A 21,919-nucleotide genomic window follows, 5' to 3' on the forward strand; every position below is an offset into this window, starting at 1 on the left:
CTTTCTCCGCGCGCGTTCGTCCGCCCGCCTGCTGGCCGGAGCCTCGTTCGCGGCTGTGCCGCGCGGGTGAGCACGTTCCTACCTTCAGGGCATGAACGCGGAGGCCTTGTCCATCCTCGATGAGGGCGCGAGCGGCGAGCGCCATGTGACGATCGGCGATCGGGAGATCCGGCTGACCCATCTGGAGAAGCCGTTCTGGCCCGAGCTCGGCATCACCAAGGGAGATCTGCTTCGCTACTACGTCCAGGTGGCGCCGGTGCTCCTAGCGCACCTGAGCGACCGGGCCATGGTGATGAAGCGCTACCCGAATGGCGCCTCCGGCCCGTTTTTCTTCATGAAGCGCGCGCCCGAGCCGCGCCCCGCCTGGCTGCGTACCTGCTCCATCTCCCACGCCTCGGGCAACGTCATCGACTTCCCGGTGGTGGATGATCTCGCGGCGCTGCTGTGGACGGTGGCATCGACCTGAATCCCTGGTACGCGCGCTGCGACGACGTGCAGCGGCCGGACTATCTGCACTTCGATCTGGACCCGTGCAAGGCCAGCTGGGAGCAGGTGGTGGAGACCGGGCTCGTGCTGCGGGAGGTGCTCGAGGGCCTGAAGATGCCCACGCTGGTGAAGACCTCGGGCTCCAAGGGGCTGCACGTCTACGTGCCCATCCGCCGGGGACCGACGCAGAAGCAGGTATGGACCATCGCCAAGGCGCTGGCGCAGGAGCTGGCCGGGCAGTACCCGGAGCTCATCACCGCCGAGTACCGCATCGCCAAGCGTCCGCGAGGGCGCGTGCTCGTGGACTACAACCAGAACGCCTGGGGGCGCACGCTGGCGTCCATCTACTCGGTGCGCCCCACGGCCTACGCCAGCGTGTCCACCCCCGTCACCTGGGAGGAGCTCGAGTCGGGGGCGCGCATCGAGGACTTCACCCTGAAGAACGTGCCCGCGCGCATCAAGCGTCGGGGCGACCTCTGGAAGCCGCTGCTGGCGGCCAAGGGGAGGGTGGAGCTGGAGAGGTTCCTATGAGACCGCCTCGCACCGCCGCGCCCGCGTCCTGGAGCCCGCTGGACCTGTCGCTCACGCCGCCCTATCCGCCCATGGAGGCGGAGCTCGTGCGGGAGATTCCGGCCGGAGACACCTGGCAGTACGAGCCCAAGTGGGACGGCTTCCGGTGCGTCGTCTACCGCGATGGGGACCATGTGGAGCTGCAGTCCAAGGCCGGGCAGCCGCTGGGCCGCTACTTCCCCGAGCTCGTGGAGGCGGTGCGGGAGCTGTCGCCCAGGCGCTTCGTCATCGACGGGGAGATCGTCATCCCGGAGGACGGAGGGCTGTCGTTCGATGCGCTGTTGATGCGCATCCACCCGGCGGCCAGCCGCGTGGCGAAGCTGGCGGCACAGAGCCCCTCGCGCCTCTATGTCTTCGACATGCTGGTGGACACCCGAGGGCAGCGCCTCACCGAGAAGCCGCTGGTGGACCGGAGGCAGAAGCTGGAGTCCTTCGCCTCGCGCTACCTGGATGCGAAGGGGCAGATCCGTCTGTCTCCCGCGACGTACTCGGAGAAGGTGGCGCGGGCGTGGCTGGGCTCGCCCGGGATGGATGGGGTGATCGCCAAGCGCCTGGCCGCGAAGTACGCGTCGGGCGAGCGCACGGGGATGGTGAAGGTGAAGCCTCAGCGCACGGCCGACTGCGTGGTGGGCGGCTTCCGGTGGGCGGAGAACCGCAAGAGCGGGGTGGGCTCGCTGCTGCTCGGGCTCTACGACAAGGATGGGCTGCTGCACCACGTGGGCTTCTGCTCGAGCTTCTCCGCGAAGGACAAGAAGGAGCTGGTCGAGCCGCTCGAGTCGCTCCGGGGAGGGCCGGGCTTCACGGGCAAGACGCCGGGCGGCCCCAGCCGCTGGAGCAAGCGGGATGGAGCCTGGGAGCCGCTGCAGACGCGGCTCGTGGTGGAGGTGGGGTACGACCACTTCAGCCAGGGGCGGTTCCGGCACGGCACCCAGTTCCTGCGGTGGCGACCCGACAAGGCCCCCGAGCAGTGCCGCATGGAGCAGGTGACGCGGCGGCGCTCGCGGGCCGAGGTTCCGCTCGTGGAGTACGGCGACGCCACGGCCCCGTGAAGCGGCTACAGTGGGCGCGGGAGGTGTCGAGCGTGCACAAGTACCAGTGGAGCGCGAGCCTCGATGCGCGACTCCAGCAGGCGACCGAGCGGATGCGCCAGCTGCGGCAGGCCACGCTGCCGCCCGCGGCCGTGCAGAGCCTGCGGCACTGGTTTCGCGTCCACCACACGTACCATTCGAACGCCATCGAGGGAAACCGACTCACTCTCCCGGAGACCCGGGCTGTGCTGGAGGATGGCATCACCATCCAGGGGAGGTCGCTCAAGGACCACCTGGAGGCGGTCAACCTCGCCCAGGCGCTCGACTTCGTCGAGTCACTCGCGCGGGCCGAGACTCCGCTGGGGGAGCGGGATGTGCGTGAGATTCACACGATCGTCCTGCGTGGCATCGAGCCCGAGAATGCGGGCGTCTATCGACGCATCAACGTACGCATCAGCGGCACCGAGCACGTGCCGCCAGAGGCCCTCCATGTCCCCGAGCGCATGCGGGAGTTCGGGCAGTGGCTCCAGAGTGAGAAGCCCGAACATCCCATCATCGTCTCGGCCATCGCGCATGCGTGGTTCGAGACCATCCATCCCTTCGTGGATGGCAATGGCCGGACGGGGCGGCTGCTCGCCAATCTCCTGCTCCTGCGCCAGGGGTATCCGGCCATCGTGCTGCGAGTGCAGGAGCGGGCGCGGTACTACGCGGCGCTCGATGCGTCCCATTCGGGCGAGCTCACGCCCATGCTGGAGCTGACGCTGGACGGCGTGGAGCAGAGCCTCGCGGAGTACGAGCGGGCCTCCCGAGAGGCCCTGGAGGTGCAGGAGCCTGCCATCGAGTACCTGGCCGGACGGCTCAGCACGGCGAAGGAGAAGGAGGCTTCGCCCCAGCTCCTCGCGTGGAAATACTCCATCGAGGCATTGCAGGAGGCGCTTCGCTACACAGCGGAGCGCATCGGCCAGCAGCTCTCCCAGCGCCAGGGCGAAGTGGAGCTCACGGTGACTGGGATGTCTGGCCTCTCCTTCGATGACGCCCTGTGGCGGAGGGCGAGCCAGGAAATCGTCCCGCTGATCACCCTCCGGGGACGGACTTCGCGTTCCAGCGTCGTTGGATGGCTCGAGTCTCTCCCGGGTCTGGAGCCGTGGTGGAAGGCCAGGCTGCCCTACGTGAGGTTCAACGTGGAGGCTGAGCTGGAGGATGCGCCGGAGCGCTTCTTCGCAGCCATGCCGGACGAGCACCTCTTCACGGCGCTCTACGCCGACAGTGTCCGCCGAGAAAAACTCGAGGAACAGACCTACTGGGCGAAGTTCGGGAGAAACCCCTTGTCCTCCAAGCCGCTCCGGCTTCCCAAGGGCGTCAAGGTGCGGGAGAAGGTGTCCGCTCAGCAGATTGCCGTCGATATCTGGACACACCTCATCGAGAACTACCTGGCCTGAGCGGGATTGCATGGAGCCGCTGCACGAGCGTGGCGCTACTCCGCCTTCTCGATCCCGAAGCTGTGCGAGAACGCCAACCCCAGGAATGGCTTGAAAGGTTCGTCGCCGGAGCCCTTCCAGTTCACGCTGGCGGCCAGGACACTGTCCTTCGTCACCGGGACGCCAATCCGAGGGCCAAACTCGACCGATGACGAGTCTTCGTCACACTCGGACAGGCAGGCCGTCCACTTGCCCGCCACGCTCACGTCCAGCACGACCTTCTTGCGGAAGGGAAGCGTCGGCTTCCAGGTCAGGGCCAGCGCCGGCCCGGCGGAGGTGCGCCGCCGGCCCTCGGAGACCTCGGCGTTCTCCAGATTCCCGTTCAAGACGATTGATGCGGTGGAGAACGGCACCTCGACCGCGAGGTTCGCCGCGGTCTTGGCCAGGGCATGGCTGTTGAATCCGTAGCCGGTGGACAGTCCCAGGCTGAAGGAAGGAAGGAAGTCCATCGCGTCGCTGACCTCCTTGTCGAGGGCGTCCCAGGCGAGGGAACTGCAGTGCTCCATATAGGCCTCGATGGCCTCCCCCTCTCCCTGAGGGCGGCACTTCCCGAGCTCGGCTTTGTATGTGGCATCCAGCCGATCAACGAATGTCTGGCTCCACCCGCGGGGGTCTCGGAAGCTGTAGTTCGCCTTGATGCCCGCGGTCAGTTCTTTGGCCTCCGTCGAGTACGCCCCCACGAGCTGAAGGCCGCTCAGGAACTGGCTCTTCATCGCGGTATCCACCAGCAGCCCCGGGGATGCGGTGAGCGAGAAGGCCGCGCCCTCTTCCTTGGCCTCGGTGGCGACCTTGAATACCTCGCCCAGGGTTGGCCGGGAGAACAGCTGCGTGGGTGCCGCGACCGTCCAGGGATCCGCGCCAGGCTCACTGCCGCGCTCCGCCGCCGTGTCCGTCTCCTTCGCGAGAAAGTCCTCGGCGGACGGCGCTTGCGCCGAGGCTGCCGACGACAGCAGGAGGACCATCCATGCCAGTCGAGTCATGGGTATCACGCTCCCTCACCGGCGTTGCCAACCATCGCGGGCGGCAACTCGTAGTGCTTGATGAACTTGTCGTCGCTCGGGCTCGTCGGGCTGGCGTCCATTCCGCTCTCGAGCTGTCGGCTGACGATGGCCCCGCTGCTGTCGCGCCACCGTCCCCACAGCTGGTACTTCCAGCCACCGCCCTGGAACTTGTAGGCGACGTGCAGCTTCACCTTCTGGCCGGGCTGGTACAGCGAGGCGGGCACCCGGAAGTGCGCCTTCCCCCCGCGGAAGACGCCCTGACCGCCCGGCACGGTCGTGTTGCCGATCACCAGCCAGAGCGCCACGGGGAGCTGCTGGGGAATCCAGACGAGGGCGAGCTCCAGGAAGTGCTCCTGCTCCGTCACCGCGACGTTCGCGTTGGCGAACGCCGTCGCCGCCCTCGTGAAGGGGTCGAGCGCGTCCAGGCGCTCGAAGAGCGGCCAGTCCCTGGCGTCCACGAGCAGCGCGTGCGTCACCAGCCGCTCGAACTCCGCGTGCTCCTCGGGCAAGGGGAAGGCCGTGCCCGCATCGGCCAGCCCGGCCAGCCCGGAGGGGAGCGCCCCTCGGGCGTTTCGGGCCCCCGAGCTCTTCGTGGAAGATTTCTTCGCTGTCATGGCATGCATCCTTTCGGTGAAGGGCTCCTGGAGTGGCTGCTGGAGCTGCTCGTGTGGCGCTCGGTGCTAGGAGGGGCGGGGCTCGATGGCCTTGTTCGCCGCGTTCTTGAGCGCTCGCGCCGTGTCGGCCAGCACCTGCGCGGGGTTCGTGGCCTTGGAGTCGCCCAGCTCTCCGGCCGCGGACTCGAGGGCCTGCTTCAGCTCCGTCGCCGTCAGCTTGCGCGCCTCGGACTCGGCGTCCTTCAGCCGCTTGCGGAGATCCATCAGCCCGCTCAGCATGTCGTGCCAGAACTTCGAGCCCGCGGTGGTGGAGAACCCCATCAGCACGCAGCCGAGGAGGTGGAGCAGCTGGGCGTCTCGCGTCGCCGGATCGAACAGTCGGTCCCAGCTCCGCTCGTCGGTCATGTAGAACTTGAAGAAGTTGGACGATTCGGGCTTCGAGCTCAGCAGCGCGAGCAGGTCCGCGTGCGTGAGCAGCGCGAGGATGACGGCGCTCACCCAGTTGAAGGAGCCGATCGTCAGGCCGTCCACCACCGTCCTGGGGTGGGTGGGCGGCAGCGGCGCTTCCGGCGCCTGGCTGGCGGGCTTCGCGATGAACCGCAGCGGCACGCGGAGCAGCTCCAGCACCCGCTCATGGATCATCGCGAAGACGGCAAGAACAGAGACCACGAAGATGAGAGAGTCCACGACAGCCTCCAGAACGATGGGCGCTGGAGGCTTGAGCAAGCGGTGTGCCGGAGCACCCCATGGCGCGAGGTCCCTGTTCCCGCCAGGAGAGTCGCGAGGTTTTCCGGGCTCGCACGCATTGGGCTGTCAAACCGATTGGACAACCGCCCTCCGGCGTGTCCAAAGGAGCTGACAAGCCCTCGATCTGGAGCTGAGGCTTGGAGTTAGATCCAGGGGTGCTCAAAATGCTGGCACCGGACCCGCTGCCCTCCAAGGATGAGCCCCTGGCCGCGGGCTCGCTGGTGGATGGCTTTCGCGTGGTGCAGCTCCTGGGTGAGGGCGCCTCCGGGAGGGTGTACCTGGCCCAGGATCTGGCGCTGGGCCGCCGGGTGGCGCTCAAGTTCCTGCGGCCCGAGCTGCTCGGCCCGGAGAGCGCGGCGCAGCTCCTGGAGGAGGCCCGCACCACCGCCCGGTTCAGCCACCCTCACATCGTCACCGTGCACGCGGCCGGTACGTTCCGCGAGCAGCCCTACCTGGCGCTGGAGTACCTGGAGGGGCAGACGCTGCGCGAGCGGATGGCGCGCGAGCGCCTCCCCCCGGCGGAGGTCCTCCGCGTAGGGCGGGCCATCGCGGATGCGCTCGCGGAGGCGCACCGCCACGGCATCATCCATGCGGACCTCAAGCCGGAGAATGTCCTCCTGCCTCGGGATGGGCGGCTGCGCGTCGTGGACTTCGGCCTGGCGCGGCACGCGGGCGCGTCCGCTGGCGCCGCTTCTGGCACCCCGGCGTACATGTCTCCCGAGCGCTGGCAGGGAGCGCTGCCCTCTCCCGCGATGGACATCTGGGCGCTGGGGGTGATGCTCCACGAGCTGCTCGAGGGCCGACGTCCCGTGGACGATGCCAGCCTGGCCTCGTTTGCCTTCGCGCCTCGCCCGCTGCCGGGCCCGTCCCCCGAGCGCGCGGGAGCAGCCCTCATCAAGTCCTGCCTGGAGCTGGCTCCGGCGGCACGCCCCTCCGCGGAGGCGCTGACGGCAGCCCTCTCCGCGCTGCTCGACCCCTCAGGAGGAGCCAAGGAGGACGACACCGCCCGGACTCCGTTCCGTGGGCTGCGGGCATTCACCGAGGCCGAGGCCGCGCTCTTCTCCGGGCGTGAGGCGGAGGTGGACGCGCTGGTGGAGCGCCTGCGGCATGATGGGCCCGTGGCGCTCGTCGGCCCTTCGGGCATCGGCAAGAGCTCGCTGCTGCAGGCGGGGCTGTTCTCGCGCCTGCGACAGATGGCGCCCTGGACGGTGGTGTCCCTCCGGCCCGGCGCGCACCCACTCCAGCGGTTGGTGGAAGCGCTGGCGCTGGAGCCGAGCGCGGCGGAGCGGCTGGCGCGGACGCCCGGAGCCATCGTCGAGCTACTGCAGGCGCTGGCGCCCGCTCCCGCGCTGCTGGCCGTGGACGCCTTCGAGGAGGCCTTCACGCTGGCGACCTCGGAGGAGACGCTGGCGCTGGCACGGTGCCTGGCGGCGGTGGCCACGGCGGGCATCGGATGGCGGGTGATGGTGGTGCTCCGGGACGACTACCTGGGGCACTTTGCTCGCCTGTCGGTCCTGAGCGCGTTCCTGGGCAATGCCTTCGTGGTGGGGCCGCTGTCTCCGTCCGCCCTGGGCGAGGCCATCGCGGGCCCGCTGCGTCGGGCCGGCTACGCCACCGATGACGCGGGGCTGGTGGGGCGCATCGTCTCGGACGTGCAGGCCCAGCCGGCGGGGCTGCCGCTGCTGCAGGCCACCTGCGCGGCGCTCTGGGAGCGGCGTGACAAGGAGCGGCGGCTGCTGCGCGCGTCGGTGTACGAGGAGCTGGGGGGCGTGGCGGGAGCGCTGGCGGCGCAGGGCCGGCAGCTGCTGGGCCAGCTGCCCGCGCAGGAGGTTCGCACCGTGCGAGCGCTGCTGCTCCAGATGCTCACCCCAGAGGGCACCCGGCGCCCTCGGACGCGCGAGGAGCTGCTGGAAGAGCTGGGGCAGGGGGCCGGGCGGGTGCTGGATGCACTGCTCTCGCACCGGCTGGTCGTGGCCTCGCGCGATCTCCGCACGGATGGGGCCGTGGTCGAGCTGGCGCACGAGGCCCTGGCCACCGCGTGGCCGGAGCTGGCGCGCTGGCGCCAGGAGTCTCGCGAGGAGCACCTGCTCGTCACCGAGATCGATCAAGCCGCCGAGCTCTGGGATCGACGCGGACGGAGGGACGAGGAGACGTGGGGAGGCGACGCGCTGTCGCAGGCGCTGCGCCGGGTGGAGCACTGGAAGGTGCCGCTGGCCAGCCGCTCTCGAGCATTCCTGGAGGCGGCGCGGCGGCGCGAGCAGGGGCTGGCTCGCAGGCGGAGGGTAGGGCTCACGGGCGCGGTGTCGTTGCTGGTCGTCACGGCCGTGGTGGTCACGGCGGCGGTGCTCGCGTTCCGGCAGAAGCAGCAGGAGACGGCACGGCAGCAGGTGGAGATGCGGCTGATGGCCGTGGACCTGGGAGACTTCGACCTGGTCCTGGAGCTGTACGACTTCGACCCGGGAACCCAGGCGTGGACGCGCGTTCCCGCGACGGGCCCCCTGGAGTGGTCACTGGCGCCTCAAGAGGCGGCAGGGGCGGGCGCCGCGTACGACGGCTCCGTCTTGAAACGCGGCGAAGGGCGCGTGGACGAGCAAGGCGCATGGCGCGAGCGCGTGGAGGCACCCTCGCGGGCGGCGTGGCTGAGCGTGAAGCGCGGCGCCTGTCCGCCCTCGCGGGTCCGGCTGCAGCGGCTGCCAGGATATGCGCAGCGCAAACAGCACGGGGAGCTGAGGCTGCCCATCCCCACGTGCGCCGCCTCACGGGCCGGGTTGATCGAGGTTCCCGCTGGAACCTACTGGCGGCCCTTGGAGCGTCGCGGCAGAGATGCACGGGTGGAAGTGGCCGCGTTCGCCATGGACAGGACGGAGGTCACCAACGGCCAGTTCCGCCTCTTCCAGGAGCGGGTGCTCCCGCTCTCGGGAGGACAGCGAGAGACTGCCCCGGCCCATGAGCGCTACAAGCTGGCGCACGCGCTGGAGAGCCCCGCGACAGGGATCGACGCGTTCACCGCCGAGGACTTCTGCCGCTTCCTGGGCAAGGAACTGCCGACGATCGATGAATGGAAGAAGGCGGCCAGAGGGGGCGAGTTCCTGGACGCGGACGGTGCGGTGGCCAATCCGAACCCGCTGCGGGTGACGGTCTGGGGCGACGATCGCCCGGAGCCACCCGCCAACCTGGGGGGAAAGGACCCGTTTCCGACCACTGCGCCCGTGGGCTCCTTCCCCGAGGATCGCAGCCCCTACGGCATCCTGGACATGGCGGGGAACGTGGCGGAGTGGACCGCGACCACGGCCACGGAAGGGGACTTTCCGGGCCTGCGCATGGTGGCGGGCGGCAGGTGGGACGCACCGGTGGAGACAGAGCAGCACCAGATGTCCTGGACGAACCACCTGCCCGCTCGCCGGTTCGAGTTCGGGGTGGGAGCGCGCTGCGTGGAGCGCTCCCGTCCTCATTAGAGCGAGCCCAGCTGCTGCTTGAGCTGCTCGAGGCTGGGCGCCGGCTCATGGCCCAGCCAGCGGAACACGTGGTGGCGGTCCGGTGCCGAGCTCACGGCGATGACACGCCGTGCACCCCGGACGGTCACCGTGAGGCCGTCGGTGCTCCAGCGGTCATCGACGATGGCGGCCGGCACGGCGGAGCATGTGTGGGGCACGTAGCCCTTCGGCAGGTTCTGGAGAAAGCGCGGGTGCGTCAGGGCGGGCATCGGGATGCCCTGACAGATGCGCTTCACGCCGATGGTGGTCGTGTGCATCTCCTCGGAGGAGGTGAGGTACTTCGAGGCCACCGCGTCGCTGAAGCCCTCGGGGCCAAAGTCGCACCAGTCGATCGTCGCCGTGGTCCCCCACACCTTCCGCTTCTGCCCGGGCTTCCGGGAGAGCGCCGCCGAGAGGCCCTGGAGGACCTTCATCCCTTCCTCGCCGATCGCCGTCTCACAGCCGAGCAGCCGTACGTCCGCCGTGTCCGCGAGGAACTCGCCCAGGTTGATGAGGTGGCTCCACGTCGACTCGTCCGGAGTGACGATCTCCTGCCCCTTGTCTCCGAGCGTGAGCGTCCCGGGGCTTCCGTGTCCGAAGAGATCCAACCGCTGCAGTCGCGCGCCTGCTCGATCCACCACGTCCTTCACGATCGAGTCGAGCCACTCGGGGTCCTGGCAGCGTGTGAACCGCCGGCGCTTCGGATCGCCCGGGCCGTTCACCTGAAACACCGCGGGCTCGAGCTCCGGATCCAGCTCTCTGGGATAGGAGAAGACTGTCAGCTGCATGGCCGTGCCCTCCTACTTGTCCATCTCTTGCAGGGCCGCCACCGAGCGCAGGAGATCCGAGACGGAGCGGAGGATGTCATTGCGAGCATCCGTCCGGGCCTGCTGCATCTTGTCCGCGCCGAACGGCCACTTGCCGGGCCCCTCCGAATAGTTCGCGTAGAGGGTGACCCTGGGCTCCATGTACTCCTTCGAGAGGAGGAGGAAGCCATACTGGTTCTTCTGCGCGTGCACGGCCGTGGAGGGGACACCGGGCCAGACGTGCTGGGTATTGGTGAGGTCGACCTCCAACCCGGTGACCGGGGTGGTGGGCGCAATCCCTCCCGCCAGATCGAAGATGAACCTCCTTGGATCGGGGTCGATGACCCGGACCTTGTAGGCGTGGTACCCGGGGATGGCCCCCAGAAGGGGCATCCACCAGTGTTTCAGCGCCTCGGGGGTGCTTTGAGGCAAGGCAGTAGACTCACCATAGTATGGTGTACCGGGCATCGTGCTCTCCTTGGGACTACGGGTGGACATCAACCGCCAGCGGACTGGGGATCTCGCGACAGGCCGAATGCCTTCATCAGGTTGTAGACGTGCTGCCGGGTGAGATCGAGCCGCTGCGCCACATCCGCCACGCACCAGTCGGTGGCATCCAGCTCTCGGCGCAGCAGATCTCTCTGGAACAGGCGCGTGGCCTCGTGGAAGGAGAGGGGGCCCGTGGCATGGGGCCCTGCCTCCTCGAACACGTGGCGCGGCTCCACGAACGAGGCCGCCTCCGCGCTCGCGTGGATGAGCGCGGCCTCCAGCTTGTGGCGGAGCTGCCTCACGTTGCCGGGCCAGTCCGCCGCCTCGCATGCGGCGAGGCAGGCGGGTGAGGCGCGCAGGCGCGGCAGTCCGTTCTCGTCCGACAGGCGCTCCAGCAGCGCCTCGACCAGGGGGCCCACGTCCTCGCGGCGCTCGGCGAGCGGCGGGATGCGCACCGTCAGGACGTTGATGCGGAAGAAGAGGTCCTCCCGGAAGCGGCGCTCGCGCATCTGCTGCTCGAGGTTCGCGTTCGTCGCGGTGATGAGCCGGATGTTCGCCTTGGAAGGCTTCGGGCTGGCCAGGGGGAAGTACTGCCGCGACTGCAGCAGTTGCAGCAGCTTGGCCTGGGCGGCCAGGGGAATCTCGGCGATCTCATCCAGGAAGAGCGTGCCGCCCTCGGCGGCCTCCACCTTGCCCACCGTGCGCCGTGCCCCGGGGAAGGCGCCCGGCTTGGCGCCGAACAGCTCGCTCTCGAAGAGGCCCTCTGGAATGGCCGCGCAGTTGAGCTCCACGAAGGGGCCCGCCCGGCGCTTGCTGTTGGCGTGCAGCGCCTGCGCCAGCTGCGTCTTCCCCGTCCCCGACGGGCCGCTGATCATCACCGTCACATCCAGCGGGGCCGCCACCGCGAGCTGGGCAAAGACATTCGCCAGCGCCGTGCTCCGTCCGATGATGCCCTCGAGCTGGAAGCGCTGGCGGAAGGGACGGGTCGGATCCTCCGCGTCCAGCTCCTGGCGGACCAGGGCCCGCTCGGCGGCGGTCCCCAGGTAGCGCGCCACCGACTCCGTGAAGGCCACCAGCTCCTGCGAGAAGGGCCCCGCGCCGCGCCTGCCTTCCAGATAGAGCACGCCCGGCAGCCGGCCCGAGAGCGGAACGCAGAGCACGGCCTCCAGCCGCTGTCCCTTGACGCTGGGAGAGCTGGAGAAGCGCGCATCCAGGAGCGCGTGCGGCGTGTGGATCGTCTTTCCCGCCGCGATCGCGGAAGTCACGATTCCTCGGGACGTGAGCGCCCGGATCTCCTCGCGATCCGCGTCCGAGCAGCCGTGGAAGAGCGCCCACTCCCTGCGCCCCGCGGACGCTTCTCCATACAGCTCCAGGCCGGCGCGCTGCGCGTCCGCCAGCTCGACCAGGCCCGCCAGCACGTCCTGCAGCGGTTGGAGCGGGTCCGGGGCATCCAGGACACGGAGCACCGCGAGGTAGAGGTCTCGCTCGCGGGCGACACGTGCCTCGGGAGTGGCCATGTCGTTCAACATAGCACCCGTCGGGAGCACGGCAACGCTGATGAGCCAGAGGTAGCGCATTCGCTCACGTCGCATTTGCACGGCGTGAGCCAACGCTTGCGACAGAGGCAAGCCTGGAAGGGAGCCCGGGGTCCGCGTCAATTCGATTGGACACCCGGCGAGGCGCGTGTCCACCGGCGTGGACATGCGCCCGTCCCGCTCGGGCCAGCCATCGAGGCACAGGGACTCGAGGCACAGGGATTGCTCGGCACGGGGGGAACACTCGATCTGAGTTCCTCATTCACAGACGAGTGCCCTTCAGCCCGGAGGAATCCATGTCACGTCCCAGCAAAGTCGCCCCTCTTCGTCGCGCCGTTGCTCCAGCCGCTCATCCCGCGGCGGAAGAGAGCCCTTCCATCTTCTCCCCTGCCAGCGGTGCACACCACCTGGCCGCGCTCACCGAGGATGCCCGCGAGGCCGCGCTGGAGGGCAACCCAGGACCGGCCGAGCCCTCCGACTACCGTGGGCTGCTCGGACGTCTGGTCGCGGCGCGTGACTCGCTGCCTCCCATGTACCGCGAGTCCTTCTACGAGCCCTTCGTGAGCATGCTGGAGACGATGGGGCCGGTGGGGTTCGAGCAGGTGCTGCGACAGGATCCGCACCGGCAGGGGGGCGCGGCGCTCCTCTTCGACGTGGCTCACGCCATCCTGCAGAACGCGGAGGGGTACGAGCGCGTCGCGACGGATGCCTTCCAGGAGGTGGTCAGCGATCTCTACGATGGGTTCCTCAGCGCCGGGGATCGCCGCGGCGTGGAGCCTCCGGACCTCGGCGTCCTGCCTCCCCTGGTGAAGTGGGGCAATCCTGACTTTGGTCCCTACACCTGGCCCGTGGATGTCACCTCGGGGGTGTTCGGGCTGAAGGCGGCGGTGGTCAGTCTTCCGCCGGCGAACGCGCATCGGGGACTGCTGGCCTGGTCCGCGCTCCCTCACGAGACGGCGGGGCACGACATCCTCCACGCGGATACCGGGCTGGCGCCCGAGCTCTCCGCCGCGGTGTATGAGCGGCTGAAGCGCGACAACCTCGGGTCGCTCGCCGACTACTGGGCCGAGCGCATCGACGAGACCGCCTCGGACGTGCTCGGCATCCTCAACATGGGGCCCACCGCCGGCATCGGCCTGGTCGGCTACTTCCGCGGGCTGAACGCGGCCTGGGGCGGGGGGGCTCGGCTGCGCAGTGAGGGCCCAGCGGGCGATTCCCATCCCGCGGACGTGCTGCGGGGCTATCTCGCGATGGCAACGGTCGAGCAGCTCCAGTTCTCGAGGAAGGTCGAATGGGCCCGGTTCATCGAGCGGGAGGTGGACGCGGATCGGACCGACATCGTGCTGGCCGGCTCTCGCGTGGGGGCCGAGGCCGCGAAGGTGTCCGCGGCGGCCGTCGCGGAGGTCATCGTCCACCACCGCGCCGCCGCGCTGGAGGGCCATGCGCTGGGGCAGATCCAGAACTGGCGCGATGCGGACGAGGAGCGGGTCATCGAGCTCGGTCAGCGGTTGCTGTCCGGCTCCGTGGAGCTGCCCGGTGCGATGGTCGAGGGCACCTATGCCGCGCACCTCGTCGCTGCCGCGGTGATGGCCTGCCTGACTCCGAGAGCGGTGGTCCGCCAGGTTCACGCGCGCATGCTCCGCCAGCTCAAGCAGATGCATGACGCCAACCCCGCGTGGGGCCCCCTGTTCGTCAGGTACCGCGGGAACATCGTCCCGCACCGCGCCTACCGTTCCTCGCGCGGCTCGGTGTGAGCCGGGCTGGCTAGGACTCGGGAGTGCGCAGGCCCCGGCCGTATCTTCTGGGCCGAGAGCAGCTTCAGTAGTACTCCTGCCACTTCACTCCGGAGACGAGGCCCTTGCCGAAGCTGGGCCCGGGGACGGCGCTCTTCAGCCAGCAGGTGGCCCGGTTCGCGTTGTTCGGCGGGACGTAGGTCCAGGCGCGGCAGCGGTTGTCGCGGGCGCACTCGGCCTGGCAGTACTCGGGCGTCGGGTGGTCATACTGGAAGCTGAGGTAGTCGGAGCCCCCGCGGTTGGTGTCCATCTCCAGGCCGCGGCGCGCTCCCGAGGAGATGCCGGGGCGGTTGTTGACGGGCATGGGCGTCTGGTTCTTGAGCCAGCACACGTTCGGCGTGCTCGTGGTGTTGACGGCGAAGGCGCGGCACTGCCAGTCCTGCGCGCAGTACGCCATGCACTCGGAGGTGTTGTTCACGTTGAAGCTCTTGTAGTCCCCGCCGGGCCGATCGACGCTCGCCTCGGCCGTGGAGTAGGGGCGCTTGGGGCTGAGCCCCGAGACGACGCCGGGAAGCGGCTGGAAGTCGCCCACCGTGTCCTTGAGGAAGCAGTGGCCGTTGCCGTCCCAGAACCCCGGCTTCACCAGCGTGTAGGCCCGGCAGCGGACGTCGTTGATGCACTCCTGACGGCAGCGAGAGGCCGTGGCGTCCGCCTGCGCCAGGATGAGGGTGCGGTAGTTGTTGCCCGGGCGGTCCAGGTCCTCCTCGAACTCACCGCTCCAGGCGTGCATGAGCCCTTCGATCTGCAGCTTGGCCCACGTGGCGTCGGCATCCACGTCGAACCACCCGCCGCGGAAGAGATCCCACGCGTAGCCGCTCTGGATGCCCCAGATGGCGCCATTGGCGCCCACGGAGCCGTAGGTGGCGGGGCCGCCGGAGTCTCCCGGGCAGGTGACGTTGCTGGTGGTGCCCGTGAAGGAGTAGTAGCGCTTGCTCCACGTGCCCGCCTCCGTCGAGCGGTCCGTGCAGCCATAGCCGAAGCGGGTGGAGTACGTGCTCGCCGTCGGGAGCAGTCCGCTGATGGCCGCGGGGCGCGCCACCGTCGAGGGTACCGGCGTGGCCAGCCGCATCAGCGCCATGTCCGCGCTGTAGCCGCTCGGGGCCTTGGCGTCGAAGCGATGGGAGAAGCTGTGGATGCTGTCGATGGGGATGACCGGAATCCCGGCGATCTGGAAGTAGTCGAAGCGGCCGTCCATGTACGAGCGGACGGCGGTGTCCTGGTAGTCGTACTCGTTGAGGCAGTGGGCGGCGGTGAGGATGTAGCGGGGCGCGATGAGCGTCGCCGTGCAGCCGTTATAGGTCCCATCCGGGTTGGGACGGACGAACAAGCCGATCTCCGGCCGAAGGGACGTCACCGTCCCCCCTACCAGCGGCGCGCCGAGCGTGGAGGGCGCCTCGGGGGGCGGCTCCAGGGCGGGCTCGCTCTCGAGCTCCGTGCCACCGCAGCCCACGGCGAGCATCGCGGTGAGGGTGGTGGCCAGCAGGGAGAAGGCACGGCGGTACGGCGAGGTCAGCGAGCGTTTCATGTCGCCTCGGTGGGCAGGAGGTGGGTGGACACACCTCGGGCCTGCCCGCGACGGCGGCTCCTGGTGGGAGCGGAGCAGTCGCGGGGTGTCCCGCTTCAGGCCATGGGGTGTGAGGACTGGCCGTGCTGCTCGCCAGTCACCCTGAAGACGGGACCCGCCGGATTTCTTTTGAGGGGGATTTTCGGCGCTATTCCCAGGACACGTCGTACTCGCTGTCGAGCGTCCCCAGGGAGCGGGAGCGCACCTGGGGGTTGCGCGCGTGCGAGGCCTGCAGCACCGCCAGGAGGACGCCCTCGGTGTGGGCCAGCGGCATGAAGTCGTGCTTGAAGGTGACCACGGCGCTCTTCTCGCCCTTGGCGACCACCGTCCGCTCACCGAAGCTCGACGCGGCGCGGTAGGCCGAGGGGATGTTGGCCAGCATCTTCTGCGGCTCGCCGCCCGACAGCAGCATCAGCGTCTTGCCCGCCATGGAGTCCAGGAAGTCCCGCACGGTGGCCGCCCCCAGGTGGCGGGCCGTCGCATCCGGGCTGCCGAACTGGGGCGAGAGGACCTGGGAGGCGGCCACCAGCACCCGCACGAAGTCCGCGGTGGGGTAGCTGGAGAAGCTGACGAAGCTGCGCTCGAACCGCTTGTCGCCCAGCAGCTGGAAGCACTCCTTGAGGGCCGCGTCGCCCCCATGGTGCCTCACCACCGCCAGCACGCCGTTGATGAACAACCCGCGCACCGTGTCCGAGGGAGTGGGCAGCGTGAGGTACCGCGCATAGGCGGACGGCCGCTCCGCGGCACCTGAGGACGTTCCGGGGGGCTTCGACGAACTCATGAAGGGCAGGGCTCCTTTGAGACAGAGTATATGCGCCCGCTTCCCCGGAGGAGCCCCGGTTGCCTGCTCGGCTTCCTCGGAGGGGGCTCCAGAGCCTCCGGCCCGCTTCGGAGGAGGGCCCTGGAGCAGGGGCCGCGTGGAATGTGGGCATGATGCCTCTGCCGCCGCTCCTTGTCTTGTTCGTTGGCGCTGCCCCGGCGGAGCTCCCACCGGTGCTGAAGGCGGACGCCTCGCTGCTGGAGGGCCTGAAGCTGGACGTGGCGAAGCCCCCCGCGAAGCGCTGAGCGGCCGCGTCAGCGCCGCGCCTTTCCGGTAGAACTCCCTGCATGAGCCTGCCCTCCACGCCCCTCTCGACCACCCCCTACCTCATCCGCACCGCGCGGCTCGTCGTGCGCTGCATGCAGCCGGAGGACGCTGCGCGCCGGAAGGAGGCGGTGGACTCCAGCGGCGCACACCTGGATGAGCTGTTTCCGCTCAAGGAAGGGCCCCTGTCGCTGGAGGTCCATGCCGCGCACCTCCGCAGGTTCCGGGGAAGCTTCGATCTGGACCAGGATCGCGGCTACGGAGCCTTCGAGCCGGACACGGGACGGATGCTGGGGGAGACCGGGCTGCTCAAGCGGGCCGGTATCGGCGCGCTCGAGCTCTCCTACTGGTTCCGCGGTGGCGCGGTCGGCAAGGGGCTGGCCACGGAGATGGCCTCGGCGATGGTAAAGACCGCCTTCGAGTTCGACAAGGTGAAGCGCCTGGATGTGTACTGCCTGCCGGAGAACGAGCGGAGCGCGGCGATGGCGCGCCGGCTGGGGTTCACGTTCGAGGGCAGGCTGCGCGACCGGCAGCTGGCGCCGCACCACGAGCGGGCGGATCTGCTCTGCTTCACCCTGCTGGACTCCGAGTATCCGCGCACCCCGGCGAGCCAGCTTCCCTTCGAGGCCTTCGACTTCCTGGGACGGCGGCTCGGCTGAGCGCCCGCGGCTCCCAGTTTCGCGCGGAGGACCTTCGGCCGCCACACTCGCGTGCGAGCTCGTCCTGAGCCTCATCCTGGGCGCGGCGCAGGCCGCTTGCGGCGGCACGGAGGCTGACCTACGCGAAGCCTCCCGACGCGCGGTAGTCTCCTCCTCCCGTCGGGGAGAGGACTCAGACGCATGGTAGCGGTGGTGTTGGTGGCATGGGCGCTGGCGGTGGCTCCGGAGGCAGGAGCACCCGCCGGCACCTTCGTACCGAAGACGATCGAGCTGCACGGCAGGACGTGGCGCTATTCGGTGTATCTGCCTCCCGGCCATCAGCCAGGGCAGGAACTGCCGGTCATCCTCGCGCTGCACGGCGCGGGCGCGCGTGGCACGGACGGGCTGAGGCCCCAGATTCAGGGGGTGGTCACCGCCGCCCAGGCCTTCCCTGAGCGCTACCGCGCCGTGCTCGTGCTGCCGCACTGTCCGCCGGACCAGAGCTGGAGCGGAGACGTCGCGGACGTCGCCCTGGCCGCGCTCGAGCGCACGCTCCAGGAGTATGGAGGGGACCGGCGCCGGCTCTACCTGGTGGGCCAGTCCCTGGGAGCGCGAGGAGCGGTCGACATCGCGACGCTCCATCCCCACCAGTTCGCGGCCGTGGTGGCCGTGGCCGGGAGGCACCTGGCGCCCGAGCAGGCGGCTCGGAGGCTGAAGAGCATGCCCCTCTGGGCGTGGCACGGAGACGCCGACGCGGAGGTCCCCGTGGCGCGGAGCCGGGCCCTGGTGGAGGCCCTCAGGGCCGCCGGGAGCCAGGGGGTGCGCTACACGGAGCTGCCCGGCCGCGGGCACTACATCTTCGACACCGCGTTTCGCGATGAGGAGCTGAGCCGCTGGCTCTTCGCGCAGCGGCGGGAGGGGTGAGGCAGCCCCGTGGCCCCTGGCCTGGAAGGGGCCCCCCCTTGGCAGAGTGTGCTCCGCGCGACGAAGATCACCCGCTCGTGACACCTCTGATGGAGAAGGAATGATCCAGGACCCGGCGGGCCTCCTCCGACGCATCCCCGAGCTGAAGCCTCTCTGCGAGGACCCCGGGGTACGTGTCGCGGTGGAGCGGGGAGATCCGTTCCGGCTCTACCGGGCCCTGCGCTGGGCGCGGTGGCTGGGGCGCCTGCGCTCCCACCGGGAGCTGATCGACTCGCTGCTGGCCCAGCGGCGCCTCTTCGTGCGGCCCATCAAGAGCAACCCATGGCTGGGGACGGTGAATGGCTTCGGCGCCACGCTGCTCGGCAGCGCGGAGCCGGACAGCCATGACGGCACGCACATCGCCACCCACTACGTCGTCGCGCTCTTCGCCATCCCGCTGCTGCCCCTGGGCGCCTACGTGGTGCGCCCCGCCGAGGGCGGCAACATGATGAGCCGCGGGTGGTCCCTGTTCGCGCGCGTGCCGCTGGGCCTGCTGCCCTGGCTGTATAGCCGGACCCTGGCGCTCGGGGTGATGGCCCTGGTGGTGCTGGGCGCGGCAAGGTCCTTCCATGCCTCGCGCAACCAGGACGTGCGCCTCATCAACGGCTTTCCGAAGCCCCTGAACGTGGAGCTGGCGGGTCGCACCCAGCGCGTGCCTGCCCGTGGGATGATCATCCTCCCGGCCGTCCCCGTGGGGCGCCAGCAGGGGCGCGCGGTGACCGACGACGGCATCGAGGTGGACGCGCTGGAACTCGAGGTGAGCTCGGGCCTGGAGGTGTTCGCCTGGAACATCGCCGGGGCTGCCCCGGTCTACCGGGAGACCGTCGCCTATGGCCCCCGGTCGAGCGCGCCGGAGCCACCAGACAAGCCCGAGATCGACTGCGGCCGCAAGGTCATCAGCCTGCGCAGCGTGGACTACGCCTTCCGGGAGCCTCCCGCCTCGATGCAGCTCTCGAAGGCCGACGGCCGCATCACCCGGACCCGTATCGACGTCGCTCCTCAGGAGGAGGGCTCCAATCCTCTGTGCCTGGTCGTGCTCCTCGAGGAGAACCGGACCGCCGAGGCGGCGGCGTTCCTCGAGGTGTCCGCCCGCATGTCGGGCTGGGAGCCAGAAGCGACGGCCCGCGCGCTCCGCATCGTGCTGATGACGGATCCGGGCGCGGCGCTCCGGATGGGACGCGCGGCCATCCAGTCCCGCCCGGAGGAGGTGGAGCTGCACCGGCTCTACCAATGGGTGGCCGAGCGGACGGGGCAGCAGGAGGCGCTGGTGGAAGAGTATCGGGCGCGTGCCGAGGCACAGCCGGACTCCGCCACCGCTCAGTACCTCCATGCTCGGCTGATGCCCTGGCGTGAGGGAGCCCGCGCGATGGAGCAGCTCGCCCAGCGATTTCCGACGGATCGGTATGTCCTCAGGTCCGTCACCTACAATCGCTGGCTCGCCGGCGACTGGAGAGGGACGTTGGAGGCCTGGGAGCGGCTGCGGAGTCTGGACGCCTCGGATGCCTCCGGGCTGGTCGAGGCGGAGGCCACGGCGCTCGTGGCGCTGGGGCGCCGGGGCGAGGCGCTCGCGCTGCTCAAGAAGCTCTTCGAGGAGGCAGGCCCGATGAATCGGTCGAGGACCGCCGAGCTCTACGCCCGCGTTGCCCGCACCGAGAAGGGCGTGGCGCCGGATGAGCTCATCGCGGCGCTGGAGGGTGGCGGCTCGGAGGAAGGCTCGAAGCAGTGGTTGCTTCGCTCCCGGGCGGAGCTGCCGACCCAGGGGGCGCCGGATTGGCCTGGCCTGCGCCTCATGTCCGCGGTGGGCCGGGATCCCCAGGCGGTCGTGGAACTGGCCGCGCGGTTGGAGTCTCCCGACCTCCAGCAGCTGAGCGATGCGGGCTGGGCGCTGGCTTATGGGGAGGCGGTGCGCACCGGCGCGACGGCCTCGGAGAAGGTGCTGGCTCAGGCGTATGTGGTGGACGATGCCAGCCTGGAGCTCTTCCGCCGCTTCGTGCGGGGAGAGGCGGTCTCGCTCCAGGATGCGGAGCTGGAGCCGGAGCTGCGGGCCGCGGCCTGCTTCGTGCGCTCACGCAACAAGGCGCTCCCCGCCGAAGAGCGGCGGCGGCTCTTGGAGCAGGCCCGCAAGGAGGATTGGTTCCACGGTTCCGTCAGCGAGGCCATTGCGTCATGGGCACCGTGAGTCAGCGAAGCCCCGCTCGTCGCGCGCTCCTGGCCCTCATCCTGTGGGCGGGCTTCTGGGTGCTGGGGGCGGGGGTGATCGCCGCGCTGGCCTGGGTGCCGGTCGCCGAGAGCCTCTACGCCGGTGGAATCGGCTGGGCCGGCGTCTTCTCCGCCGCCGGCGCGCTCACCGTGCTGTGGGCGCTGCGGCCGCGCTGGTCCTTCCGCAGGCGGAAGGAGGACATCGAGACGCTGTCGCAGGAGCGCTTCCCCGCGCTGGCCGCCCTGGTGGAGGACGTGGCCCGCCAGGTGGGCACGCGCGTGCCTCGCAAGGTGTACCTGGCGGACCAGGCCACCGCTTTCATCACCATCCAGCGGCGCTGGTGGGGGCTGCGGCGAGAGGCCATCGTCGGAGTGGGCTTCCCGCTGTTCGCTCTCCTCTCGCGCGAGGAGCTGGCGTCGGTGCTCGCGCACGAGTTCGGCCACCACGTGGGGGGAGACCTGGCGCTGGGCCCCTGGGTGTACCGCACCCGCTCCGCCATCGCCTCGGCCGTGGAGAGCCTGGAGGACTCGGCCTTCTTCCTGGACGTGCCCTTCCGCCTCTATGGCCAGCTGTTCCTCCGGGTGTCGGGGGCGGTGTCTCGCCAGCAGGAGCTGGCCGCGGATGCGCTGGCGGCTAGGACTTGCGGCCCCGAGGCGACCGCTCGGGCCCTGCACAAGGTGCACCTGCTGGCGCCCCTGTGGGGCGCCTACCTGGGGCACGACGTCATCCCCATCATCGAGAAGGGCGTGCGCATCCCGATTCTGGAGGGGTTCCGCTCCTTCCTCGCGGAGAAGACCCTGCGCTCGGAGATCTCCCAGGACGTCGAGGAGGAGCTCCGCCGTCCGCCCTCGCCCTGGGACTCGCACCCGCCGTTCGAGGAGCGGCTGCACTCGCTGGGGCATGAGGGCCCGCGCGAGGGTGCGCCCCTGCCGTTGACGGAGCTGAAGGCGGGAGGCTGCCTCGAGCTGCTCGGCGGCGAGGCGAGCGCGGAGGAAGTGTTCTACGAGCAGAAGACCCGAGGGGCGCTGGTCTCCCTGAAGTGGGAGGAGCTCGGCGAGAAGATCGTCCTGCCGGAGATTGCCCGGCACCTCACGGGCGGGGCGCTGGATCCGCGCCGGACGCCGCTCGGCTCGCTGCCGGAGCTGCTGCGCGAGGGGGATCGGCTCTGGGATCGGGTGCGGCCCGCGGGGCTCTCCATCCTCTCGCCCGAGGCGAAGCGCCAGCATGCCCGGCAGGTGCTGGTGCATTGGATGGCCGCGGTGCTCGTCGAGCGCGGCTTCGAGCCGGAGCTCCGCCCGGGAATGAACCTGAGGGTGCAGCGGGAGGGGCACTTCGTGGAGCCGGCCGCCATCGTGGACTGGCTGGTGAAGGGCGTGTGGTCCGAGGAGCAGTACCGCACCTGGAGCAACCTGATCGAGCAGCTCTGAGCCGCCCGGGAGCGGCATCACCT

Annotated in this window: 17 protein-coding genes and 1 pseudogene; 10 read left to right on the forward strand and 8 right to left on the reverse strand. The window is 69.9% G+C overall.

Going from position 1 to position 21,919, the window contains the following annotated elements:
• Positions 1-91 precede the first annotated feature (91 nt).
• The 3 genes and pseudogenes from ligD to KY572_RS15785 all read left to right on the forward strand — a co-directional run bounded on the left by ligD (position 92) and on the right by KY572_RS15785 (position 3,523).
• Positions 92-1,017, forward strand: a pseudogene (gene ligD, locus KY572_RS48115) (non-homologous end-joining DNA ligase).
• Entirely contained in the window at positions 1,014-2,105 is a 1,092-nt protein-coding gene (locus KY572_RS15780) for an ATP-dependent DNA ligase (protein ID WP_224243443.1), read from the forward strand. The pseudogene ligD and the gene KY572_RS15780 overlap by 4 nt, the downstream one beginning before the upstream one ends.
• On the forward strand, positions 2,102-3,523 hold the full coding sequence (locus KY572_RS15785) for a Fic family protein (RefSeq protein ID WP_317987853.1): 1,422 nt from the start codon (positions 2,102-2,104) through the stop codon (positions 3,521-3,523). The genes KY572_RS15780 and KY572_RS15785 overlap by 4 nt, the downstream gene beginning before the upstream one ends.
• Before the next feature lie 35 nt (positions 3,524-3,558).
• On the opposite strand, the gene KY572_RS15790 is transcribed toward KY572_RS15785, so the two are convergent.
• From KY572_RS15790 to KY572_RS15800, 3 genes are all read right to left on the reverse strand, one after another.
• Positions 3,559-4,542: a hypothetical protein gene (locus KY572_RS15790; protein WP_224243444.1), complete on the reverse strand. Its 984-nt coding sequence runs from the start codon at positions 4,540-4,542 to the stop codon at positions 3,559-3,561.
• Positions 4,543-4,547: 5 nt separating this feature from the next.
• Positions 4,548-5,177: a hypothetical protein gene (locus KY572_RS15795; RefSeq protein ID WP_224243445.1), complete on the reverse strand. Its 630-nt coding sequence runs from the start codon at positions 5,175-5,177 to the stop codon at positions 4,548-4,550.
• 66 nt (positions 5,178-5,243) lie between these two features.
• Positions 5,244-5,864, reverse strand: a complete 621-nt coding sequence (locus KY572_RS15800) for a hypothetical protein (RefSeq protein ID WP_224243446.1) — start codon at positions 5,862-5,864, stop codon at positions 5,244-5,246.
• A gap of 224 nt (positions 5,865-6,088) precedes the next feature.
• Here KY572_RS15800 and KY572_RS15805 point away from each other — a divergent pair, with 224 nt between their 5' ends.
• Entirely contained in the window at positions 6,089-9,379 is a 3,291-nt protein-coding gene (locus KY572_RS15805) for a bifunctional serine/threonine-protein kinase/formylglycine-generating enzyme family protein (protein ID WP_224243835.1), read from the forward strand.
• Here KY572_RS15805 and KY572_RS15810 read toward each other — a convergent pair.
• The 3 genes from KY572_RS15810 to KY572_RS15820 all read right to left on the reverse strand — a co-directional run bounded on the left by KY572_RS15810 (position 9,376) and on the right by KY572_RS15820 (position 12,269).
• Positions 9,376-10,185, reverse strand: a complete 810-nt coding sequence (locus KY572_RS15810; RefSeq protein ID WP_224243447.1) for a DUF4347 domain-containing protein — start codon at positions 10,183-10,185, stop codon at positions 9,376-9,378. The genes KY572_RS15805 and KY572_RS15810 overlap by 4 nt on opposite strands.
• Positions 10,186-10,197: 12 nt before the next feature.
• Positions 10,198-10,596, reverse strand: coding sequence for a hypothetical protein (locus KY572_RS15815; protein WP_224243448.1), 399 nt, complete (start codon positions 10,594-10,596; stop codon positions 10,198-10,200).
• Positions 10,597-10,700: 104 nt separating this feature from the next.
• Entirely contained in the window at positions 10,701-12,269 is a 1,569-nt protein-coding gene (locus KY572_RS15820; protein ID WP_224243449.1) for a sigma-54-dependent Fis family transcriptional regulator, read from the reverse strand.
• 254 nt (positions 12,270-12,523) lie between these two features.
• Here KY572_RS15820 and KY572_RS15825 point away from each other — a divergent pair, with 254 nt between their 5' ends.
• The gene (locus tag KY572_RS15825) at positions 12,524-13,981 is read left to right on the forward strand and encodes a hypothetical protein (protein WP_224243450.1); all 1,458 of its coding nucleotides are present in this window, start codon (positions 12,524-12,526) and stop codon (positions 13,979-13,981) included.
• 64 nt (positions 13,982-14,045) lie between these two features.
• On the opposite strand, the gene KY572_RS15830 is transcribed toward KY572_RS15825, so the two are convergent.
• A complete protein-coding gene (locus tag KY572_RS15830) occupies positions 14,046-15,545 on the reverse strand; it encodes a PAN domain-containing protein (protein WP_224243451.1) in 1,500 nt (499 codons plus the stop codon).
• A gap of 187 nt (positions 15,546-15,732) precedes the next feature.
• Positions 15,733-16,365 (reverse strand): DUF2378 family protein, encoded by a 633-nt coding sequence (locus tag KY572_RS15835; RefSeq protein WP_224243452.1) that lies wholly within the window; start codon positions 16,363-16,365, stop codon positions 15,733-15,735.
• Between the two features lie 149 nt (positions 16,366-16,514).
• Here KY572_RS15835 and KY572_RS47205 point away from each other — a divergent pair, with 149 nt between their 5' ends.
• The 5 genes from KY572_RS47205 to KY572_RS15855 all read left to right on the forward strand — a co-directional run bounded on the left by KY572_RS47205 (position 16,515) and on the right by KY572_RS15855 (position 21,896).
• Positions 16,515-16,649 carry a hypothetical protein gene (locus KY572_RS47205; protein WP_263451716.1) on the forward strand — a complete coding sequence of 45 codons (135 nt, stop codon included), beginning with the start codon at positions 16,515-16,517 and terminating at the stop codon, positions 16,647-16,649.
• Between the two features lie 42 nt (positions 16,650-16,691).
• Positions 16,692-17,327: a GNAT family N-acetyltransferase gene (locus KY572_RS15840; RefSeq protein ID WP_224243453.1), complete on the forward strand. Its 636-nt coding sequence runs from the start codon at positions 16,692-16,694 to the stop codon at positions 17,325-17,327.
• Positions 17,328-17,507: 180 nt separating this feature from the next.
• Positions 17,508-18,230, forward strand: coding sequence for a carboxylesterase family protein (locus KY572_RS15845; protein ID WP_224243454.1), 723 nt, complete (start codon positions 17,508-17,510; stop codon positions 18,228-18,230).
• 100 nt (positions 18,231-18,330) lie between these two features.
• Positions 18,331-20,448 (forward strand): hypothetical protein, encoded by a 2,118-nt coding sequence (locus tag KY572_RS15850; protein WP_224243455.1) that lies wholly within the window; start codon positions 18,331-18,333, stop codon positions 20,446-20,448.
• A complete protein-coding gene (locus KY572_RS15855; RefSeq protein WP_224243456.1) occupies positions 20,436-21,896 on the forward strand; it encodes a M48 family metallopeptidase in 1,461 nt (486 codons plus the stop codon). The genes KY572_RS15850 and KY572_RS15855 overlap by 13 nt, the downstream gene beginning before the upstream one ends.
• The last annotated feature ends 23 nt before the right edge of the window (positions 21,897-21,919 follow it).

The sequence above is a fragment of the Hyalangium gracile genome (assembly GCF_020103725.1).
Lineage (GTDB): Bacteria > Myxococcota > Myxococcia > Myxococcales > Myxococcaceae > Hyalangium > Hyalangium gracile.